This is a genomic window from Campylobacter concisus, assembly GCF_003048905.1.
GTDB lineage: Bacteria > Campylobacterota > Campylobacteria > Campylobacterales > Campylobacteraceae > Campylobacter_A > Campylobacter_A concisus_V.
Genome location: NZ_PIRO01000007.1, coordinates 14324 through 33667, shown reverse-complemented (window position 1 = coordinate 33667; position 19344 = coordinate 14324). Strand labels below are relative to the sequence as shown.

The 19344-nt window shown below is 39.7% G+C and carries 20 protein-coding genes; 18 read left to right on the top strand and 2 right to left on the bottom strand.

Annotated elements, in window-relative coordinates:
• The first annotated feature begins 1 nt into the window (after window position 1).
• From CVS95_RS09140 to CVS95_RS09085, 12 genes are all read left to right on the top strand, one after another.
• Complete coding sequence (locus tag CVS95_RS09140) at window positions 2-1099, top strand: PepSY-associated TM helix domain-containing protein (RefSeq protein ID WP_107696396.1); 1098 nt, start codon at window positions 2-4, stop codon at window positions 1097-1099.
• 64 nt (window positions 1100-1163) lie between these two features.
• Window positions 1164-1628, top strand: a complete 465-nt coding sequence (locus CVS95_RS09135) for an RNA pyrophosphohydrolase (RefSeq protein ID WP_107696395.1) — start codon at window positions 1164-1166, stop codon at window positions 1626-1628.
• Entirely contained in the window at window positions 1628-2830 is a 1203-nt protein-coding gene (locus tag CVS95_RS09130) for an aspartate kinase (RefSeq protein ID WP_107696394.1), read from the top strand. Before CVS95_RS09135 ends, CVS95_RS09130 begins: the two co-directional genes overlap by 1 nt.
• On the top strand, window positions 2830-3372 hold the full coding sequence (locus CVS95_RS09125) for a HobA family DNA replication regulator (protein WP_107696393.1): 543 nt from the start codon (window positions 2830-2832) through the stop codon (window positions 3370-3372). Before CVS95_RS09130 ends, CVS95_RS09125 begins: the two co-directional genes overlap by 1 nt.
• Window positions 3373-3993 carry a DNA polymerase III subunit delta' gene (locus tag CVS95_RS09120; RefSeq protein WP_107696392.1) on the top strand — a complete coding sequence of 207 codons (621 nt, stop codon included), beginning with the start codon at window positions 3373-3375 and terminating at the stop codon, window positions 3991-3993.
• A complete protein-coding gene (folP, locus tag CVS95_RS09115; protein ID WP_107696391.1) occupies window positions 3990-5129 on the top strand; it encodes a dihydropteroate synthase in 1140 nt (379 codons plus the stop codon). The genes CVS95_RS09120 and folP overlap by 4 nt, the downstream gene beginning before the upstream one ends.
• Window positions 5130-5160: 31 nt before the next feature.
• Entirely contained in the window at window positions 5161-6021 is an 861-nt protein-coding gene (locus CVS95_RS09110; protein WP_107696390.1) for an NADAR family protein, read from the top strand.
• A gap of 41 nt (window positions 6022-6062) precedes the next feature.
• On the top strand, window positions 6063-8006 hold the full coding sequence (gene ligA, locus CVS95_RS09105) for an NAD-dependent DNA ligase LigA (RefSeq protein ID WP_107696389.1): 1944 nt from the start codon (window positions 6063-6065) through the stop codon (window positions 8004-8006).
• On the top strand, window positions 7996-8709 hold the full coding sequence (locus CVS95_RS09100) for a TlyA family RNA methyltransferase (RefSeq protein ID WP_107696388.1): 714 nt from the start codon (window positions 7996-7998) through the stop codon (window positions 8707-8709). The genes ligA and CVS95_RS09100 overlap by 11 nt, the downstream gene beginning before the upstream one ends.
• Complete coding sequence (locus CVS95_RS09095; RefSeq protein ID WP_107696387.1) at window positions 8675-9568, top strand: bifunctional riboflavin kinase/FAD synthetase; 894 nt, start codon at window positions 8675-8677, stop codon at window positions 9566-9568. Before CVS95_RS09100 ends, CVS95_RS09095 begins: the two co-directional genes overlap by 35 nt.
• A complete protein-coding gene (gene cmoA / locus CVS95_RS09090; RefSeq protein ID WP_107696386.1) occupies window positions 9565-10269 on the top strand; it encodes a carboxy-S-adenosyl-L-methionine synthase CmoA in 705 nt (234 codons plus the stop codon). The genes CVS95_RS09095 and cmoA overlap by 4 nt, the downstream gene beginning before the upstream one ends.
• Before the next feature lie 53 nt (window positions 10270-10322).
• Window positions 10323-10976 (top strand): PTS sugar transporter subunit IIBC, encoded by a 654-nt coding sequence (locus CVS95_RS09085; RefSeq protein WP_107696385.1) that lies wholly within the window; start codon window positions 10323-10325, stop codon window positions 10974-10976.
• A gap of 51 nt (window positions 10977-11027) precedes the next feature.
• Here CVS95_RS09085 and CVS95_RS10020 read toward each other — a convergent pair whose 3' ends face one another.
• The gene (locus CVS95_RS10020; RefSeq protein ID WP_413784129.1) at window positions 11028-13307 is read right to left on the bottom strand and encodes a molybdopterin oxidoreductase family protein; all 2280 of its coding nucleotides are present in this window, start codon (window positions 13305-13307) and stop codon (window positions 11028-11030) included.
• A gap of 393 nt (window positions 13308-13700) precedes the next feature.
• The gene (rpsO, locus tag CVS95_RS09070; protein WP_004317763.1) at window positions 13701-13973 is read right to left on the bottom strand and encodes a 30S ribosomal protein S15; all 273 of its coding nucleotides are present in this window, start codon (window positions 13971-13973) and stop codon (window positions 13701-13703) included.
• Between the two features lie 146 nt (window positions 13974-14119).
• Here rpsO and CVS95_RS09065 point away from each other — a divergent pair, with 146 nt between their 5' ends.
• From CVS95_RS09065 to CVS95_RS09040, 6 genes are read left to right on the top strand one after another with little or no spacing between them, the layout of a single operon-like run.
• Entirely contained in the window at window positions 14120-14524 is a 405-nt protein-coding gene (locus CVS95_RS09065; RefSeq protein WP_054196916.1) for an RrF2 family transcriptional regulator, read from the top strand.
• A gap of 2 nt (window positions 14525-14526) precedes the next feature.
• Window positions 14527-16719, top strand: coding sequence for a flagellar biosynthesis protein FlhA (gene flhA / locus CVS95_RS09060; protein ID WP_107696383.1), 2193 nt, complete (start codon window positions 14527-14529; stop codon window positions 16717-16719).
• A gap of 9 nt (window positions 16720-16728) precedes the next feature.
• A complete protein-coding gene (locus tag CVS95_RS09055; RefSeq protein WP_107696382.1) occupies window positions 16729-17754 on the top strand; it encodes a DHH family phosphoesterase in 1026 nt (341 codons plus the stop codon).
• A complete protein-coding gene (locus CVS95_RS09050; protein ID WP_021089755.1) occupies window positions 17751-17978 on the top strand; it encodes a hypothetical protein in 228 nt (75 codons plus the stop codon). Before CVS95_RS09055 ends, CVS95_RS09050 begins: the two co-directional genes overlap by 4 nt.
• 9 nt (window positions 17979-17987) lie before the next feature.
• Window positions 17988-18398 (top strand): tetratricopeptide repeat protein, encoded by a 411-nt coding sequence (locus CVS95_RS09045; RefSeq protein WP_107696381.1) that lies wholly within the window; start codon window positions 17988-17990, stop codon window positions 18396-18398.
• Window positions 18399-18414: 16 nt separating this feature from the next.
• Complete coding sequence (locus tag CVS95_RS09040) at window positions 18415-19344, top strand: aspartate carbamoyltransferase catalytic subunit (RefSeq protein ID WP_107696380.1); 930 nt, start codon at window positions 18415-18417, stop codon at window positions 19342-19344.

The following is a 19344-nucleotide window of genomic DNA, read 5'->3' as shown; positions in this document are numbered from 1 at the left end:
AATGTTTAAAATTTGGCGGAAATTTCACTTAATTTTAGCTCTTATCTTTGCTTTGCCACTTTTGATAATCTCAATTAGTGGAGCGATTATTTCGTATCACGATGAGATAATTGAAGCTTTTAGCAAAGATGAGATAGGCGCGGCAACTAATAAAAGTGCTTTAAAAATAGATGAAATTTTAAAGGTCTTTAGTAAGACTTGGCCAAATTTTAACCTTAGCTATATAAAGATAAAAGGCGAGGCAAATAGAGCTTATGTAGTAAGTGGCACAAGTGAGAATGGCGAGTTTAAGTCATTCTTCGTAGATCCCTATACGGGCGAGATAGTCTCTGAAAATAGTGTGGAAAAATTTATAGGGCTAGCCTTAAATTTACATAAAAATCTAGGACTAGCTCTATTTAAAAATGAAAATTTATCTAAATTCGTAAGTGAAATAGTGGCGATTTCAACGCTTGCACTACTTGTGATTTTAATAACCGGAGTGCTAATACATTTTTGGAGATTTAGAAGCAAATTTATTAGCGCTTTTAAGCTAAATCTAAAGGCAAAGAAATTTGCTTTTTTATATTCGTTGCATGGATTTTTAGGGCTTTATTTGGGATCCATTTTGCTTATTATCTGTGTTAGCGGTCTATACTTTTCTTATGAGAGCTTTGCTAAGGTTATAAATCAAATTTGTAGCGAAGAGAAGGTCTTTAAAAAGCCAAATTTTACTAGCAAAAATGGCTTTAGCCTAAATGATGAGCAAAAGGTAGAAAATCTTCAAAAAGCTTATGAAATTTTTACTTTAAAATTTGGAAATGAGTTTGACGCTTTAAATTTTATACTCAACAAGGACGGCGTAAAATTTATGATCTTTTACTTGCCAAAAGGTGCTAGTGAGAGCGATGGCGTTAGGCTTGCAGTCGATACGGCAAGTGGAGAAATTTTAAAAAACACCATGCCAAAATCTTTTGAAATTTATAAATTTATGCTTGATCTGCACGCTGGATATATATTTGGAGAGGCTGGAAAATTTATCTTTTTTATAGCTTCTTGCGGAGTTGGCATGCTACTTTTTAGCGGTTGTGTGATTTATTACAAACGGCGTAAAAAGTAGTTTTTATTTATCTATCTCTTAACTCTTTTTAGTTATTATCCCAAATAAAATTTTTGGAAAAATCATGCAAAAAAAATATAGACCAAACGTGGCAGCTGTTGTTTTGTCTAGCTTGTATCCATTTAAATGTGAAATTTTAGTCGCAAAAAGAGTGGATATGGACGATATCTGGCAGTTTCCTCAAGGTGGAATAGACGAAGGTGAGAGTCCAAAGCAGGCCTTAAAAAGGGAGCTTAAAGAAGAGATCGGAACTGATAGAATCGATATCTTAGAAGAGTATCCAGAGTGGCTAAGCTACGACTTTCCAGCAAATGCGGCAAAGAAATTTTATCCATTTGATGGACAGACACAAAAATATTTTTTGGTTAGACTTAAAAATGGTGCCAGCATAAATTTAAAGACAGAGCATCCAGAGTTTAGCGAGTATAAATTTGTAGATTTTGGTAGAAGTTTAGAGGGTATAAATCACTTTAAAAAGCCTATTTATGAAAAGGTTTTGAGTTATTTTAAAGAGAAAGGATATTTTTGATGTTGATCGTTCAAAAATTTGGCGGAACTAGCGTAGGAACACTTGAACGCATCGAAGCTGTGGCAAATAGAGTCATTGAGACAAAAAATAGCGGTGCAGACGTAGTTGTGGTAGTTTCTGCGATGAGCGGAGTTACAAATCAATTGGTTGAATATAGTGAGTATTTTTCAAAACATCCAGATGGCGTCGCCACTGATATGCTTTTAAGCTCTGGAGAGCAAGTAACGACCGCACTTTTAACGATCGCACTTAATGCAAAAGGCTATACATGTGTGGGTATGACAGGTGCGATGGCAGGCATAATTACTGATGATATTCATACAAAAGCAAGGATCGAAAGGATAGAGACTGCTAGGCTAAAAGCCGAGCTAAAAGCTGGCAAAATCGTAGTTGTGGCTGGCTTTCAAGGTATAGATGAAAAAGGTAATATCACAACCCTTGGTAGAGGCGGCAGTGATCTTAGCGCAGTTGCATTAGCAGGGGCGCTTGATGCTGATCTATGCGAAATTTTTACCGATGTTGATGGCGTTTATACGACTGATCCAAGGATAGAAAAAAAGGCAAAAAAACTTGAGAAAATAAGCTATGATGAGATGCTTGAGCTAGCTTCTGCTGGAGCAAAGGTACTACAAAATCGCTCAGTCGAGCTAGCAAAAAAACTAAATGTAAAACTCATTACAAGAAGTAGCTTTAATCACAACGAAGGTACATTAATAGCAAAGGAAGATGACAATATGGAAGCAGTTTTAGTAAGCGGAATAGCACTAGATAAAAATCAAGCAAGAGTAACATTAAGAGGCGTAGTTGATAAGCCTGGCATCGCAGCAGAAATTTTTACAGCTTTAGCTCATGAAAACATAAACGTAGATATGATAATCCAAAACGTAGGACATGACGGCACTACAAATTTAGGCTTTACAGTGCCACAAAATGAGCTTGAACTAGCAAAAGAGACTATGCAAAAGCTCTCAGCTGCAAAACATATAGAATTTGATGATGCGATTGTGAAAGTTTCAGTTATTGGCGTCGGCATGAAGAGCCATAGCGGCGTAGCATGTTTGGCATTTGAAACGCTTGCAAAAGAGGGCATAAATATCCAAATGATCTCAACAAGCGAGATAAAAATTTCAATGATCGTTGATCAAAAATATGGTGAGCTAGCAGTTCGCGTACTTCACGATGCTTATAAGCTAGATAAATAATGCAAGATTTTATTCAGTGGACGTTAAAGGCTATTAGGGACGAAGGCCCTTTGATGAGCTGGATGGAGGAAAGGCGTGTCGAATGGACGCCTTTGCTCGCATCTAGGCTTAAATTTTTACTTGAAGGAAGGGCTTTTATAACTATAAGTGATGAAGAGCGAAGATGGTTTGAAATTTATCTTTTAAAAAAGATGAATCATTCAAAAAGCATAAGGCCATTTTTGCCATTTTTTAGCCTAAGATCGCTTTATCCATCGCTTGATGAGATAGAGACAAATGAACAAAAGCAGCTTCTAAAAGATATGCTAAGTCTTGCTTTTCCAAATGGTTACTTGTTTTTTTATATCGGAAAGAGCCTTGATAGATATGCGAATTTAGCCAAAAGTGATGAGGATAGTTATATGTGGCTATTTGACGAGCAGGCACAAAATAGCTTTACTCTTAGCTCGATCGATGAAAATTTAGACGTTAAACTAATAAGCCTTTGCAAAATTTTTGATAAAAGCATCGATGCGGCGCTCTTTGCAAAGGTGATACTCTAAATGCTTAATAAAATCGTCATTACAAGCGATTTTGAAAGTTTAAAAGCCAAGCTTGAAAGCGAGTTTGGCATAAATAATTTAAGATTTTTTATAAGCGATGATTTTTTGCTAGAAAACGCAAAAGAGGTCATTGCAGAAGCTTACATTGCTGAAAAAGATGAAAAAATTTTAGTAATAAATGCTAATTCTTTTAGGACAGAGGCTCAAAATGCACTTTTAAAGATCATTGAAGAGCCTCCAAGAAATATCAAATTTATAATAGCAACGCAGAGTAAAAATTTACTTTTGCCAACGATTAGATCAAGAATGCTCATAGAAAATAATCTCACAAAAAAGCCAAAAATAACCCTTGATCTAAATTTAAAATCACTTAGCCTAAAAGAGCTAACAAGCTTTATCGATCAAAAGATCGTAGACGAACAAGCACAGAAATTTGGCAAAAACGAGCTAAAAGAGCTTGTTGGTATTATCGTGACAAAGGCGGTTGATAGTGGGTATAAATTTAGCGGCGATGAGATGGATTATTTTTTCTCGCTTATCAAGCTTGCGGATCTAAATGCCAAGTCTCATGCCGTGCTAACGCCGCTACTGCTTACTATATTTCAAAAAGGACGACGTTGAAATTTTATAAGATAAATAATAAAAGTGACTTTGATGAAATTTGTAAAGCCATCTCGCCAAGTCCTGCTGGTGCGAAGCTTATGCGTGAAAAGAGCGAGATAAATTTTATTTACATAGATGAGATAAAAACCCCAGCGGCAAATATATTAAAGCAAGATGCATTAAGTGTTGGGGCTGAGCTTGTGACGCATAAAGATACGATTTTGGGCCGTGAGAGTCTAAATAAAGCATTGCTAATGGCTACAAATGCACAGCTTAGGCAGCTAGCTAAAAAAGAGAAGTTGCAAGACTTTGGACTTAAAAATTTAGCAGTCTTTTTAGAGACAAAATTTATAAAGCCAACAAAGCCTCTTATAATGGGTGTTGCAAATATAAACACAGATAGCTTTAATGAGCAAAGTCGCATAAATACTCAAAATGGTATTGCTAAGATTGAGCAGATGATAGATTCAGGAGCTAGCTATATCGATCTTGGTGGCGTTAGCTCAAGGCCAGGGAGCCAGTACTGCGGCCGTGAAGAGGAATTTAGGCGCATAAAAGATATCGTGGAGGAAATTTACAAGCTAAATTTACATGAAAAGGCAAAATTTAGTCTTGATAGCTTTGATCCATATTGTCTTGAATTTGCTCTAAATCACGGCTTTAAAATGATAAATGACATCACGGCAAATGTCTCACTTGCCACGCTTGCGGCGCGATACGACGCTGAGTTTTGCATGATGCACATGCAAGGTGATCCTGCAACTATGCAGGTAGCACCAAAATATAATGACCTAATCGGCGAGATAGCAGACTTTTTTGAGCAAAAGATAGCCCTAGTAAAGGAGCTTGGCGCCAAAAAGCTAGTGCTTGACGTTGGCATCGGCTTTGGCAAGACGGCTGAACAAAATTTATTGCTTATTAAACATTTGGAGCATTTTTTAAAATTTGACTGCCCACTACTAGTTGGTGCTAGCCGCAAATCAGTCATAAATCACTACTACCCAAGCGAGGTCAAAGAGCGCTTACCAGGCTCGCTTTACCTACACTTAAAGGCCTTCGAAAACGGCGCGCAGATCATTAGGACGCACGATGTGGCCGAGCACAAGCAGCTTTTTGATATGCACGAGGCAATGAGTCAAGCCACGCTTTGGTAGGACGAGGCTAAATTTTGATAAAAGAGGCCGGATGAGAAATTTACTTCCGCCACCTTGGATCAAATTTCCAAGTATGGATCCATTTTCCATCGGCTGGAGGATGAGCGCTGGCGAGGATTATAAGTTTAAATTTAATAACTGGCTAAAAGCACTCAGCCAAGATGAGCGTAGCGAGTACAGGCGCCTTTTTGCTGAGCCCGCGATCTGGCGTGGGTACTGGGATGAGAGGCTTGGAAGCGACGAAAGTGCGCTTTTTATCAACGATGAATTTGTTATCGACCTTTGGGATCGCGAGCCAAGATATGATCTAGCGTGGCTAAAAAAGCGCTACAACGCTGGAAAATCGGATAAATTTCTTCTATTTTGGGGTCATCAAAAGAGTGCAGACATAAGTGCAAGCTGCCTTAGTCAGTGGTACGCCTCTAGCTTTTGGCAAGATGAAACTAGATACCTTTGCGCTGAGCAATATATGATGGCTAAAAAGGCTGAGTGTTTTCGCGATAAAGAGGCTTTGGAGCAAATTTTATCCGCCAAAGATCCAGTGCAAATGAAGGCGCTTGGCAGGCAGGTGCGTGGCTTTGACGCTAAGATCTGGGACGAGGTCAAATTTAACGTCGTGCTAAATGCGAGCTATTTAAAATTTAGCCAAAATGCCCCTTTGCGAGACTTTTTGCTATCAACTGGGAGTAGAGTTTTAGTTGAGGCAAGCCCAGTTGATAAAATTTGGGGCATAGGCTTTGGCGCAAGCGATGAAAATGCGCAAAATCCTATGAAGTGGTGTGGGCAAAATTTGCTTGGCTTTGCGCTGATGAGGGCTAGAGACGAGATAGCAAAGGTCTATAAAAACGTCCATTTGTGCGATAAAAATGAGCTAAATTTGGATCATTTATAAAGTATGTTTAAGATAAAATGCAGTGTAAATTTGGAGAAAAAATGACAAAACAAGAGTATGAAAAAGCGGTAGATACGCTAAATGCGTGGGCTAAGGCCTACTACGACGAGGACGAGCCACTTGCAAGCGACGAGGAGTATGATGCGCTATATCACGCGGTTTTGGCCTTCGAGCAGGCAAATCCTAGTGAAATTTCGCTATTTTCGCCGACTAAGCGAGTGGGCGGAGGCGTAAAAGAGGGCTTTAGCAAGGCAAGCCACATAAAGCGCATGTGGAGCATGGAGGATATCTTTAGTCTTGACGAGCTTGATGCGTGGCTAAAGCGTGGCGAGAAAGAGAATTTGATCTTTGTTGCTGAGCCAAAATTTGACGGAGCAAGCCTAAATTTACTCTATGAAAATGGTGTTTTAGTTAGGGCGATAACCAGAGGCGACGGCGTTACAGGCGAGGACGTGACGCAAAATGCAAGGACTATTAGCTCGGTGCCAAAGAGCATTAGCTACAAAGGGCTCATTGAAATCCGGGGCGAGGTCGTCATAAGAAAAGATGACTTTGAGCTACTAAATATAGAGCGCGCAAAAGAGGGCGAGGCGCTACTTTCAAACCCTAGAAATGCAGCTGCGGGAAGTCTTAGGCAGCTTGATAGCGCAGTGACCGCTAAAAGAAAGCTACTTTTCATACCTTGGGGCGTTGGCGAGCAGAGCCTTGGGCTAAAAGATCACAGCGAGGTGATGAAATTTGTGCGTGATCTTGGCTTTGAGAGAGATGATTTTTTCAAAATTTTAAAAAAAGATGAGCTTGAGACTGCCTATAACGAGCTACTAGCCAGCCGCGAGGCAAAGAGCGTGATGATGGATGGCATGGTGATACGTGTAAATGACCTTGCGCGCTGTGAGCAGCTAGGATATACGGTCAAATTTCCAAAATTTATGGTGGCGTTTAAATTTCCAGCCATTGAGAAGGTCACAAGGCTAAGAGATGTCGCACTTCAAGTTGGCAGAAGCGGCGTGGTGACGCCTGTTGGCGTGCTTGATGAGGTAAATATAGATGGTGCTAATGTAAAATCCGCCACCCTTCACAACTTTGATGAGATCGAGCGCCTTGGCGTCATGAAAAACGACTACATCGGTATCATCCGCTCAGGAGATGTGATACCAAAGATCACAAAGGTTTTTAAAGATAGACGAGATGGCAGCGAGCAAGCGATTGAGAGGCCTAAATTTTGCCCAGTTTGTGGCTCGCACCTGCTTGATGAAGGGGTCTTTGTAAAGTGCCAAAATTTAAGCTGCAGGGCAAGAGTGGTGGGCTCGATAATCCACTACGCATCAAAAAAATGCCTAAATATCGATGGCCTTGGCGATGCGATCGTAAATTTGCTATTTGACAAGGGGTTGATTGCTTGTATTAAGGACATTTACAGCCTTAAATTTGATGATCTCATGGCGCTTGAGGGCTTTAAAGAGAAAAAGGTAAATAACCTTTTAAATGCGATCGAAGCTAGCAAAGGTGCGGAGCTATCGCGCTTTATCACAGGCCTTGGCTGCGAGCACATCGGCGAAGTGGCGGCAAAGAAGCTTGCGAGTAGCTTTGGACTGGGCTGGCTTGATGCTAGCTTTGATGAGCTTGTCTCGCTTGAGGGCTTTGGCGCGGAGATGGCAAATAGTTTAACCGACTTTGCTGAGGTAAATAGGGACGAAATTTTAGCTCTTAGCCAGATCGTGCAGCCAAGCGTGACGCAGACGCAGAGCATCTCAAATGCGCTAAGTGGCAAGACGGTCGTTATAACTGGCACGCTAAGTCGCCCAAGAGATGAGATAAAGGCGGAGCTTGAGAGTTTTGGTGCAAAGGTTTCTGGCTCAGTTTCTAAAAAAACGGACTTCGTCTTAGCTGGCGAGGAGGCTGGCAGCAAGCTAGATAAAGCAAATGAGCTAGGTGTGCTGGTGATCGACGAGAGCGAATATGAGAGGCTAAAACTTGAGGCTTGATAACTACGTCGCAAGCGTTTTAAATATAAGTAGAAACAAGGCGAGCGAGCTGATAAAGGGCGGCAAGGTGCTAGCAAACGGCGAAATTTGCACCAAGGTTTCAAGCGAGGTTGGCGAGGCTAAAATTTCGCTGCTTGAAGAAATTTATGTTGGGCGAGGAGCTTTGAAGCTAAAGAGCTTTTTGGAGACGGTGAAATTTGATCTAACTGGCAAAAATGCGCTTGATATAGGCAGCTCAACTGGTGGCTTTATGCAAATTTTGCTTGAGCGTTGCGTAAAAAGCGTGACTGGTGTGGATGTGGGCACTGATCAGCTAGACGCTAGCCTAAGAAGCGATGAGCGAGTAAAAATTTATGAAAAAACTGACGTCAGGGAGTTTGCTAAAACGCACAAAAATGAATTTAACCTCATAACCTGCGACGTGAGCTTTATCTCTTTGGCTGAAATTTTACCAGCTATTTGCGAGCTTGCAAGCGAGAATTCGCTCATTATCACGCTTTTTAAGCCACAATTTGAAGTGGGTGTTGGCGTAAAACGAAATAAAAAAGGCGTCGTCACTGATATGAAAGCTATAAATTTAGCGATGAAGAGGTTTGAAGTGATGGCTAATGGCTTAGAATTTAAAATGATAGCTTGCAAAGAGTGCGAAGTAAAAGGGAAAGAGGGAAATGCCGAATTTTTCTACGCTTTTAACAAAAGATAATATCACTGCCGTTGCGATCGGGCATTTTGACGGCGTGCATAGAGGACACAAACAGCTTTTAAAGCAGCTAGGCGAGTTTGGCGGACTTGTCGTGATCGATAAGAATAAAGCCAACATCACACCAAAGCTAAAGCGAGCCGAGTACTCAAACTATCCTTGCTTTTTGTACGATTTTGAGAGTATAAAAGGGCTTAGTGGTGAGGAATTTATCGCGATGCTAAAACATGATTTTAAAAATTTAAAAAAGATCGTTGTTGGGTTTGATTTTAGATTTGGCAGAAATAGAGCGTGGGATAAGCACGATTTGAAAAGAATTTTTGATGGTGAGGTGGTCGTCGTTGATGAGGTTTGTTATGACGGCATGGGCGTGCATAGCTCATCCATTAGGGAGCTGATACGCCAAGGCAATATCGAAGAGGCAAACAGGCTAATAGGCAGGGAGTACTCGGTCGAGGGCAACGTGATAAAAGGGCAGGGCATCGGTGCAAAGGAGCTAGTTGCAACGCTAAATTTGGATGTAAAAAACTATTTATTGCCTAAAGACGGCGTGTACGCCACAAGAACGAGAATGGGCTCATATACCTATGGCTCGGTCACTTTTATAGGAAATAGACTTAGTACGGATGGAAATTTTAGCGTCGAGACACACATCTTAGACGAGGTCGCGCCAAAAGTAGCGAAGCATGTCGCAGTTTGTTTTATAAAACGCTTGCGAGATAATAAAAAATTTGACACACTTGAAGAGCTAAAAGAACAGATCAAATGCGATATAAACGCAGCTAGAGCTTGTGTTGGCGTGTGCGATCTTTTTGGCAACGAGACAATGAGATACTTTGACGGATACGGAGCTGGTATATGAGAGATGAAATTTTTAAAGAGCCTATAAGCAAGCAGTTTGAGTTTGATGACTTTGTGGCGAGCGTTTTTGATGATATGATCTCGCGCTCGGTGCCGTTTTACGATGTGAGCTCAAATCTAAACGCAAAGCTACTTGCTAAAATTTTGCCAAAAGATGCAAGTGTATGCGACCTTGGCTGCTCTACGGCAAATAGCCTGCTTTTGCTAAACAACCTTAGAAACGACCTCGTGCTAAGCGGCGTGGATAACTCTGAGGCGATGCTAACAAATGCCAAAAATAAGGCAAAAGCTTATGGAGCAAAGATAAAATTTTTGCTTGATGATATTTTAAAGTGTGAGTTAGTGGGCTTTGACGCAGTTTTAGCAAACTATACTTTGCAGTTTATCAGACCGCCAAAAAGGGCTGATCTAGTGCAAAAAATTTATAACGGACTAAATGAAAATGGAGTTTTTTTGTTTAGTGAAAAGATCATCTTTGAAGATAAAAAGCTTACTAAAAGTGTCATAGAAATTTACGAGGACTACAAGCAAGCACAAGGCTACTCACGCTACGAGATCGCTCAAAAAAGAGAGGCACTTGAAAATGTGCTGGTGCCATACACTGAAGAAGAAAATAGAAGCTTAGCCCTAAATGCTGGCTTTAAGCGAGTCGAGAGCATATTTAAGTGGGGAAATTTTATGAGTTTTTTGGCGTTTAAATAAATTTTTTATTTAAAAAGTGGCTATTTTTATTTTTATTATATAAGGAGTGCTTTATGAGTAAGCAGTTGGATAGCATTGAAGAAATCATAAAAGAAGCGAGTGAAAATTTTGGTAAAGAATTTTTAGAACACTATCTGTCTAGTAGCTTTGGCTCTATGAGTAAAAGTGAAATCGAAATTCTTATATTTCATCTGCTTTTTAGTGATTTTAAAGGGTTGTCAAATTATAAAATATCAAATTTATTAAAAATAAGTGAAACAAAGGTAAAGAGTTTAACCTTAAATGCACATTTAAGATACTCAAAACAAAGTGGTGATGAGATAGTTAGAGAAACGCTTGCGGATATTGCTAAAAAATTTAGCACAATCTACGATGAGCAAAATGGTGAAGTTAAAATTCATATACAAAGTAGTGTTCAAAAGCGTGAAATGATAAATGCAATAAATAATCTTGGCTCATTTGCTGATTATGGTTTAAATAATGAAATTCTAAAAATTAGGATAAATACTTTATTTTCTTTATTTGAAAAATTTTTAGATAAAGAGAAATTTAAAGAGACCGTTCAGACTTATCTAGAAGATAAAAAACTAAATGAAAAACAGTTTTTTGATGCACTTAATAATCGCCAGAAGCTTATAGAAGTAATTAAAAAATCCAATATAAAAATAAGTGATATTTTTGGGCTTATAGTATCGAAACTTTTATAAGTTATATAAAATTCAATTTAAAATAAATTTAGCGGGAGTTACCCGCTAAATTTACTCATTTATCGCTGCATTTCCGTGGTGGTGGAAGTCATCGTAGATGATCTTTGAAGTTTGGAATTTTATGCGTTTTAGCTCGCGAACTCGTAAAAATTCTTCTTCATCGATCTTTTTGATCTGAATAGCTGCTTTAAATGTCGGAGTCTTACTGATGTAGTCCCAACCGCTGCTTGTTAGCTCATTGCAAGAGCTCTCCCAGTAGTGGAAAGTCATCTGGATGATGCCATCAGGCACGATATCTGTTACTTCAGCTTTTACGACGATGTAGCCGTATCTACTCCATGCTTTGATGAAGTCGCCTTGTTTTAAGCCATATCTTGCTGCAAGTGCCGGATTCATCTCGGCGATAGGTCCGATGCTATCTCCGCCTTCTTCAATCGCTCGTGAGCGTCTTGTCATAGTGCCAACGGTGTATTGATAGACCTTTCTAGTGGTTAGAAGCTGTATCGGATACTCATCATCAGTCTTTTCATCGACTGAGCCAGCCATGATAGGATACTCAGGCGACATATTCATCTTCTTAGCAAACTCAAGTTTTGCACTCTCGATCTTATTGGCTTTATCCACAAAGAGGCATGGCACAAAACGACCTTTGCCATCAGGTGTAAAGAATTTCTTATCAAGATAGAGGCTCTGACCGCCCATATCATCTTCGTTTGGACATGGCCAGTGAAGTCCGTGATATTTTTTGATACGATAATAACTCATACCGCCATATCGTCTTGGGTCGCATTTTCTAACTTCTTCCCAAATTTCTTCTGGTGAGTTGAAGTTAAAGCCCTCAGTTGCTCCTAAACGGCGTGCGATCTCGCAAACGATCCACCAGTCTTGTCTAGCATCTCCTGGAGGTGTGATGACTGCTTCGTTGTGCTGTACGCGGCGCTCTGCGTTTGTATAAAGTCCTTCTTTCTCGCTACTTGCAACGCCTGGAAGTATGACGTCAGCTTTTAGTGAAGTCTCGGTTAAGAATAGATCTTGCACGACGTAGAAATCAACATGAGCGATACCTTTTAAGAAGTGGTTTGTATTTGGCTCAGAGATGACTGGATTTTCGCCGATAGTCCAGAAAAAATGCACTTTGCCATCAAGTATCGCATCAGGTACTTCGGTTTTGTGAACGCCTATTTTTGAGTTCAAAAATCCAGGTTCTAGGTGCCACATTTTTTCAAACCAAGCTCTTTGCTCTGGATCAGTTACTGAGCCAAGATTTGGGAAAATATTTGGTAAAACACCCATATCGCAGCATCCTTGAACATTCTCTTGGCCTCTTAGTGGTAAGTCTCCTGTGCCAAGCTCGCAGATGTTGCCAGTAATCAAGAATAAATTTGATACATCGCAAACTCCGCCAACGCCGTGGTTAAAGTGAGTTACGCCCATACCGTGAGTGATGACAGCTGGCTTTGTGGTAGCGTACATTCTAGCAGCTGCTCTAATATCCTCTGGATTTAGCCTTGTGTATTTAGCCACGACCTCTGGAGCATAGTCTTTTACGGCTTCTTTGACGTACTCGATGCCTATTGTGTGATCTCTTACAAATTCTTCATTTACAAGGCCTTCTTCGATGATAGTATAAAGAAGTGCGTTGATAACTGGGATATTGTGCTCTGGCTCAAGCTGTAAGTGAATGTCGGCTCTGCTTGCAAACTCAGTCTTGATAGGGTCAATGACGATTAATTTCGCACCACGGTTTAGCGCTCTTTGGATGTGCATAGCTGCGATTGGGTGACCATTTTCTGGGTTTGAGCCTATCATTAATATACAGTTACTATAAGTGCCAATCTCTGTAAAGCTATTTGTGGCAGCTCCGTTTCCGATTGTTTTAGCAAGTCCTGCTACTGTCGGAGCGTGTCAAATTCTAGCACAGTGATCGACGTTGTTTGTGCCAATTACTGCACGCATTAGTTTTTGAGCAACGTAGTTGTCCTCAAGTGTACAACGTGCTGAGAAATTTCCAGCTAATGCGTCTGGGCCATATTTTGCTTTGGTTTCTTTCATTTTCTCTACGACAAGATCAAGCGCCTCGTCCCAGCTGGCTTCCTCAAAATCACCATCCTTTGAAAATACGCCATTTTTCTTTCTAATTAGTGGTTTTGTGAGTCTATCTGGACTTGCAACGTAATCCCAGCCATAAAAGCCTTTTAAGCATAAATTTCCTTGATTGACTGGATTGTCTTCGACACCAGTGGCGGCACGAACGACATTGTTTTCCACATGCAAGGTTACTTGACAGCCTGTCCCGCAATAAGGACAGATGACTTTGCCTTCTTTCATCATTTTCTCCTTTACTATGCAATATTTGCATATTTCTATATGGGTAATATTACTAGCCAAATTCTTAATCTTTAATAAAAATTCTTTATCTATAAAAATAAATTTTTAACTTAAGTTAAAATTAATTTAATTCTATTAAAGTCAATTATTTAGGGATTTTAAAATTTATTTAAAATTGATAAATTTATTATAAAAGAAATAAAGATATAGAGATTTAGCTTTTTATATAAAATGAAGAAATTAATTTTAATTTTACCTTATTTAAAAAGATTAGTCGTATTGTGAGTAGATAAATTAATACTAAAGATGGAAAATTTTAAAATAGACTATAAATTTTGAACAAAAGAAATGCATAAATGAAATATTAGTAAGGAGAGCAGATCGCTCTCCGATGGATTATTTATCTCTTAAGCCAAGCTCAGAGATTAGTTTTGAATATGTAGTGTAGTCTTTGTTTTTAAGATACTTTAAAAGTCTTTTTCTTTGACCAACTAGTTTCAAAAGACCTAAGCGTGATGAAAAGTCTTTTTTGAAAATTTTAAGGTGTTCTGTAAGTTCAGTTATTCTAGCTGTTAAAAGAGCTATTTGAACCTCTGGAGAGCCTGTATCTCCCTCTTTTCTAGCGAATTTCGCAACTATTTGAGCTTTTTTAGCCGAATCCAAAGCCATAATGACCTCCTGATTGGTGAATTTTGGAAGAGCGATTATAGCATTTAAAACATAAAGTTAGATAAAACTACGCTTTTTAAAAATTAATGAAAAATGCAGTAAAAATTTAATAAAATTAGGGCTATTTAAAGACTTAAGGAAGATAAATGCTTTTTACAAAGGCAAGCGAATACGCTCTACTTTCACTTATTTTAATATCTCAAAAATCATCTCCAGTTGATGTTGATACGATCTCAAATGAACTTAAAATTTCAAAAAGCTTTTTAGCTAAAATTTTACAAAATCTTGCAAAAGATGGAATTTTAAAGTCGTTTAAAGGGGCAAATGGCGGTTTCGCGCTAAATAACGAACCTGAAAATTTAAGCATAAAAAAGATAATAGAGTGCGCTGAAAAACGTGAACTTAACGTCTTTGAGTGCTCATCTTCTGCGGATGGCTGCCCGTCAAATAAAGCCTCAAGCTGTCAAATTTGGTCGATGTTTAGCGGCCTTCAAAGCAAGATCGACGAGATGCTTGATGCGATAAAACTAAGTGATATCGTTAAGAAGTAAAGTTGGCAAAGCAAAAAAATAATATCTTAACTCTTGTTGCGCCGTTTCTTGCGCCAATTGTTAAGTTTAAAAGTCTTAGCATCGTTGGTATCATTGTTGCCATCCTTGCTATCATTATCGTACCGCTTCCGAGCGCGGTACTTGACTTTTTTCTGGCACTTTCTATTTCTATTTCTGTGCTTATAATCTTAATTTCGATTTATGTGCCAAAACCAACCGATCTTAGTACATTTCCGACACTGATCCTTATCGTTACGCTTTTTCGCCTCTCGCTAAATATCGCAACCACGCGTATGATCTTAAGCGAAGGTCACAATGGCCCAGAAGCGGTCAGTGAGATCATCTCAAGCTTTGGAAATTTCGTCGTTGGTGGCAACTTTGTCATCGGCACCATCGTCTTTTGTATCTTGGTTCTCATAAATTTTATGGTCGTAACAAAGGGCTCAACCCGTGTGAGTGAGGTGCAAGCACGTTTTACACTTGATGCGATGCCAGGTAAGCAAATGGCGATAGATGCGGACTTAAACGCAGGTTTGATTGATGAAAAGACAGCGCGCGAAAGACGTCAAGCCATCATCGGTGAGGCAAATTTCTACGGCGCGATGGATGGTTCGTCTAAATTTATAAAAGGTGACGCCGTCGCTGGCATCATCATAACTATCATCAACATTATCGGCGGCTTTGCTATCGGCTCGTTTCAGCACGGCCTTGATATGGCGACATCGGCTCAGTACTATACGATCCTAACTATCGGTGATGGCCTTGTGAGCCAGATCCCAGGACTTATCACTTCAACAGCAACTGCCATCATCATCACAAGGGCTAGCAAGGATGATGAGGACTTTGCAGAAGGTACGTTAAATCAGCTATTAGGGGATTATAAAACCTTACTGATAGTGGGCTTCATACTATTTATGTTTGCCCTTGTTCCTGGCCTACCAACTCTATCTCTTGGCTTTATTGCAGTGCTATTTTTGGGACTTGGCTACATCATCAAACAGACCAAAGATGGCGGTCTAAATTTAAGCCTTGCGTCAAAAGACAAAACAGCTTCTAAAAAAGCTGGAGCCGCTACGCAAGGTGGAGCAGGGGCAGCTGCTAGTGGTGCCACTACTAAGGTGCCAAAGAAGAGCGACGAAGAGATCGCAAGAGAAGAAGAGACTAAGATAAACGACATCTTAAAGCTTGAAATTTTAGAGCTCGACCTAGGATATGGTCTGCTAAAGCTAGCTGATGTGGATCTCATTGAGAGGATTCGTGCTATGAGGCGAAATATTGCTTCAAGTCTTGGCTTTTTGATGCCAAAGATAAGGATCCGCGACAACCTTCAATTACCGCCAAACGAATACCGCTTTAAGCTAAAAGGCATCGTGATCGGTCAGGGTGAAATTTATGCTGATAAATTTCTAGCGATGGATAGTGGCTTAGTGAGCGAGGATATTGAAGGAATTCCGACAAAAGAGCCAGCTTTTGGGCTAGACGCACTCTGGATCGATGCAAGCGTCAAAGAGGACGCCATACTTAGCGGCTACACGATAGTTGATCCTGCAAGCGTCATCTCAACGCACATGAGTGAGCTTATCAAGCAAAACGCAGCCGAGCTTCTAACTCGCCAAGAGACGCAAAATTTATTAGACAAACTAAAGATCGACTATCCAGTTGTGGTCGAGGATACGCTAAGGATTGCGCCTATAAATTTGATCCAAAAGGTTTTAAAAGCGCTGCTTAAAGACAATATCCCGATCAAAGATCTGCTTAGTATACTTGAATCAATTAGCGACATAGCCGAGGTTAGTAAAAACCTAGATATGATCATCGAGCACGTACGTGCAGCACTCTCACGTGTCATCACCTCGCTTTACGTCGATGAGAAAGGTCAGCTAAATTTTTACATTTTAGATAGTGCTGCGCAGCAAAAGCTTATGGATGCGGTGCAGTATAAAGACGGCGCGTATCACCTGATGATAAATGTGGCTCAAACTTCATCGATCGTTCAGGCTCTAAGGCATGAAAAAGAGAAACGGCCGATGAGTCAGCACGGCGAAATGGTGCTTTGTGTGGAGCCAAGTCTAAGAAAATTTATAGCAAATATCTGCGCAAATTTTGCCATCGACATCGTGGTGCTAAGTTTTGCTGAGATCTCGGCAAATACGCCATTTGAAACGGTTGGCGTCATAGAAATAGAAAATTTATAAAGGAAAACTATGAAAATCTATCACCTCTCACACACCGATCTTGACGGATACGGCGCGCAATACATAACAAATTTTTACTTCAAAGATGTGAAATTTCTAAACTCAAACTACGGCAGAGAGATAGATGATAAATTTGCTCAAATTCTATCTGAGATAGATGTCTCGAATGACGATAAAAACATCATCTTGATCACTGATCTAAATTTAAGCCTAGCTCAGTGTGAGAGCTTTGAGGAGATGATAGATGGTAAAAATATTAAGTTATTTTTGCTAGATCATCACCAAAGTGGTGCCGAGTGCGCGAGCGCTTACTCATGGTATTTTTTGGATAGTTCAAGGTGCGCTACAAAGATTACTTACGACTTTTTTGCAGGCATTTTTGGTAAAAACAAAGAGCTTGGAATTTTTAGTGACGTCGTAAATGCCGTGGATATCTGGCTAAAAGATGATAAAAATTTCGAGATGGGCAAGGTCTGCTTGGGACTTGTGGCAAATGCTAAAGAGATAAATAAGGTGATGTTTGAATCTGAAAACAACCTTTATATGGATCATCTATTAAAAGAAGCTAGCAAATTTTTTAACGAAAAAAACGACTATATCGGGCTTGATATGCAGGTACATGCTATTAAAAAGTCATTTTTCAAAGAGGATAAAGACGATACGCTAAGCAATCTAATCTCAAACTACGTCGTAAAAAAACTTAGTGAAAATAAAGAGAAATTTAGCATCACTTATAAAGATCATAAAGGAATTTTAACCTACAATATCGGCAACGTTTCAGTTATTGGCAACGACTTTTTGGTGGCAAATCCTGAATTTGACTTCTTTATCGACGTGACAAATAAAAAAACGCTAAGTTTTCGCGCAAATGGCAAGCTTGACGTTAGTGCCATGGCAAAACACCTAGTTGGCGGCGGCGGACACGTGAACGCAAGTGGCGGATTATTTGCAAATTTTAAAGATGGCTTTAGCTTTGATCCGATCAAAGCACAGATAGTAGATCTAATAACTAAAAAAACACAGGAGGAAATATGAAAGAAGAAGAGGTAAGCGTAGAAGAACTTAGCTATGAGCTTAGTATGGTGCTTGAGGCGATGTTCTACTATGCTGGAGTAAAAAAAGACAAACTTGAAGAGGCGGCAAATCTTTATGTTGAGTGCATCGATGATGCGTTAGAAAATTCAGACGCTAGCGGTAGCGACGAGGTCATAGAGATAGTTGAATATATGAAAAAACATCATTCAAAATTATTTAAATAAGGAAAGAAAATGAAGAAAATTTTAGTTTTAGTGGCAGCAGTTTTTGCGTTAAATGCTATGGCAAATGACAATTTAGACAAAGCAAACGAGCTTTATGCAAAGAAAAATTTTAATGAAGCTTATCTTTATTTTAATAAGGCTTGCGGAGAGGGAGAGAAAAAAGCTTGCACGATGAATGCGATCATGCTATTTAACGGCGATGGCGTGGCAAAAGATAGAGTTCAGGCTGAAAAAATTTTTACAAAAATGTGTGATGAAAATGAGGGCATGGCGTGCGAAAAACTAGGCGAAATGATCGCTTATGGCCTTGTAAAAGATAAAGACGCAAACGAAGCAAAGAACGAAGAAAAAGCAAAGGCTTTATTTAAGAAAGCTTGTGATAACGGCTACCAACCAGCTTGTGACTTCGTAGCAAAATAAATTTAAGAGGCTTAAAATGGGCTACAAACATAAAGATTTGATAGGAACTAGAGAGCTTAGCAAGGAAGAAATTTTATATTTTCTAGAGGCGGCAAAAGAGTTTAAGGAGCTAAATTTAAGCCAAGTGAAAAAAAATGACTACCTTCGTGGAAAGACCACGATCAACGCATTTTATGAAAACTCGACAAGAACTAGAACATCCTTTGAGATCGCAGCAAAGAGACTTGGAGCTGATACGATAAATTTCAGCTCATCAAGCTCAAGCGTGACAAAGGGCGAGAGCCTAAATGATACGATGAATAACATGGCTGCTATGAGAACTGACATCATCGTGCTTCGTCATCCAAGCTCTGGAGCGGCAAAATTTGCAGCTGATAGAACAGAGGCTAGCGTCGTAAACGCAGGAGACGGCACAAATGAGCACCCAAGCCAAGCTCTGCTTGATCTTTTCACACTAAGAGAGCATGGCAAAATTTTAGATAAAAATCTAAACGTGGCTATCATCGGCGACATCGCTAGAAGCCGTGTGGCAAGGTCTGACATCTGGGCGATGAAGAAATTTGGCATAAATTTAAAGCTATTTGCGCCAAGGATGATGATGCCAAAAGATGCTGAGGTTTTTGAATCTCAAATTTGCAAAAATATGGAGGAGGCTTGCGAGGGCAGTGATGTCATCATCATGCTTCGCATCCAGCTAGAGCGTGGCGGTGCGGACGTAGCATTTCCAAGCTCGAGGGAGTACTCGAAATTCTTTGGACTAAATAAAAATAGGATAAAGCTAGCCAAACCTGATGCAATCGTACTGCATCCAGGACCGATAAATAGGGGCGTGGAATTAAACTCAGACGTGGCTGATGGTACACACTCAGTCATACTAAATCAAGTTGAAAACGGCGTTGCTATAAGAATGGCGATACTAAATACGCTTGCAAGAAATAGGGGCTAA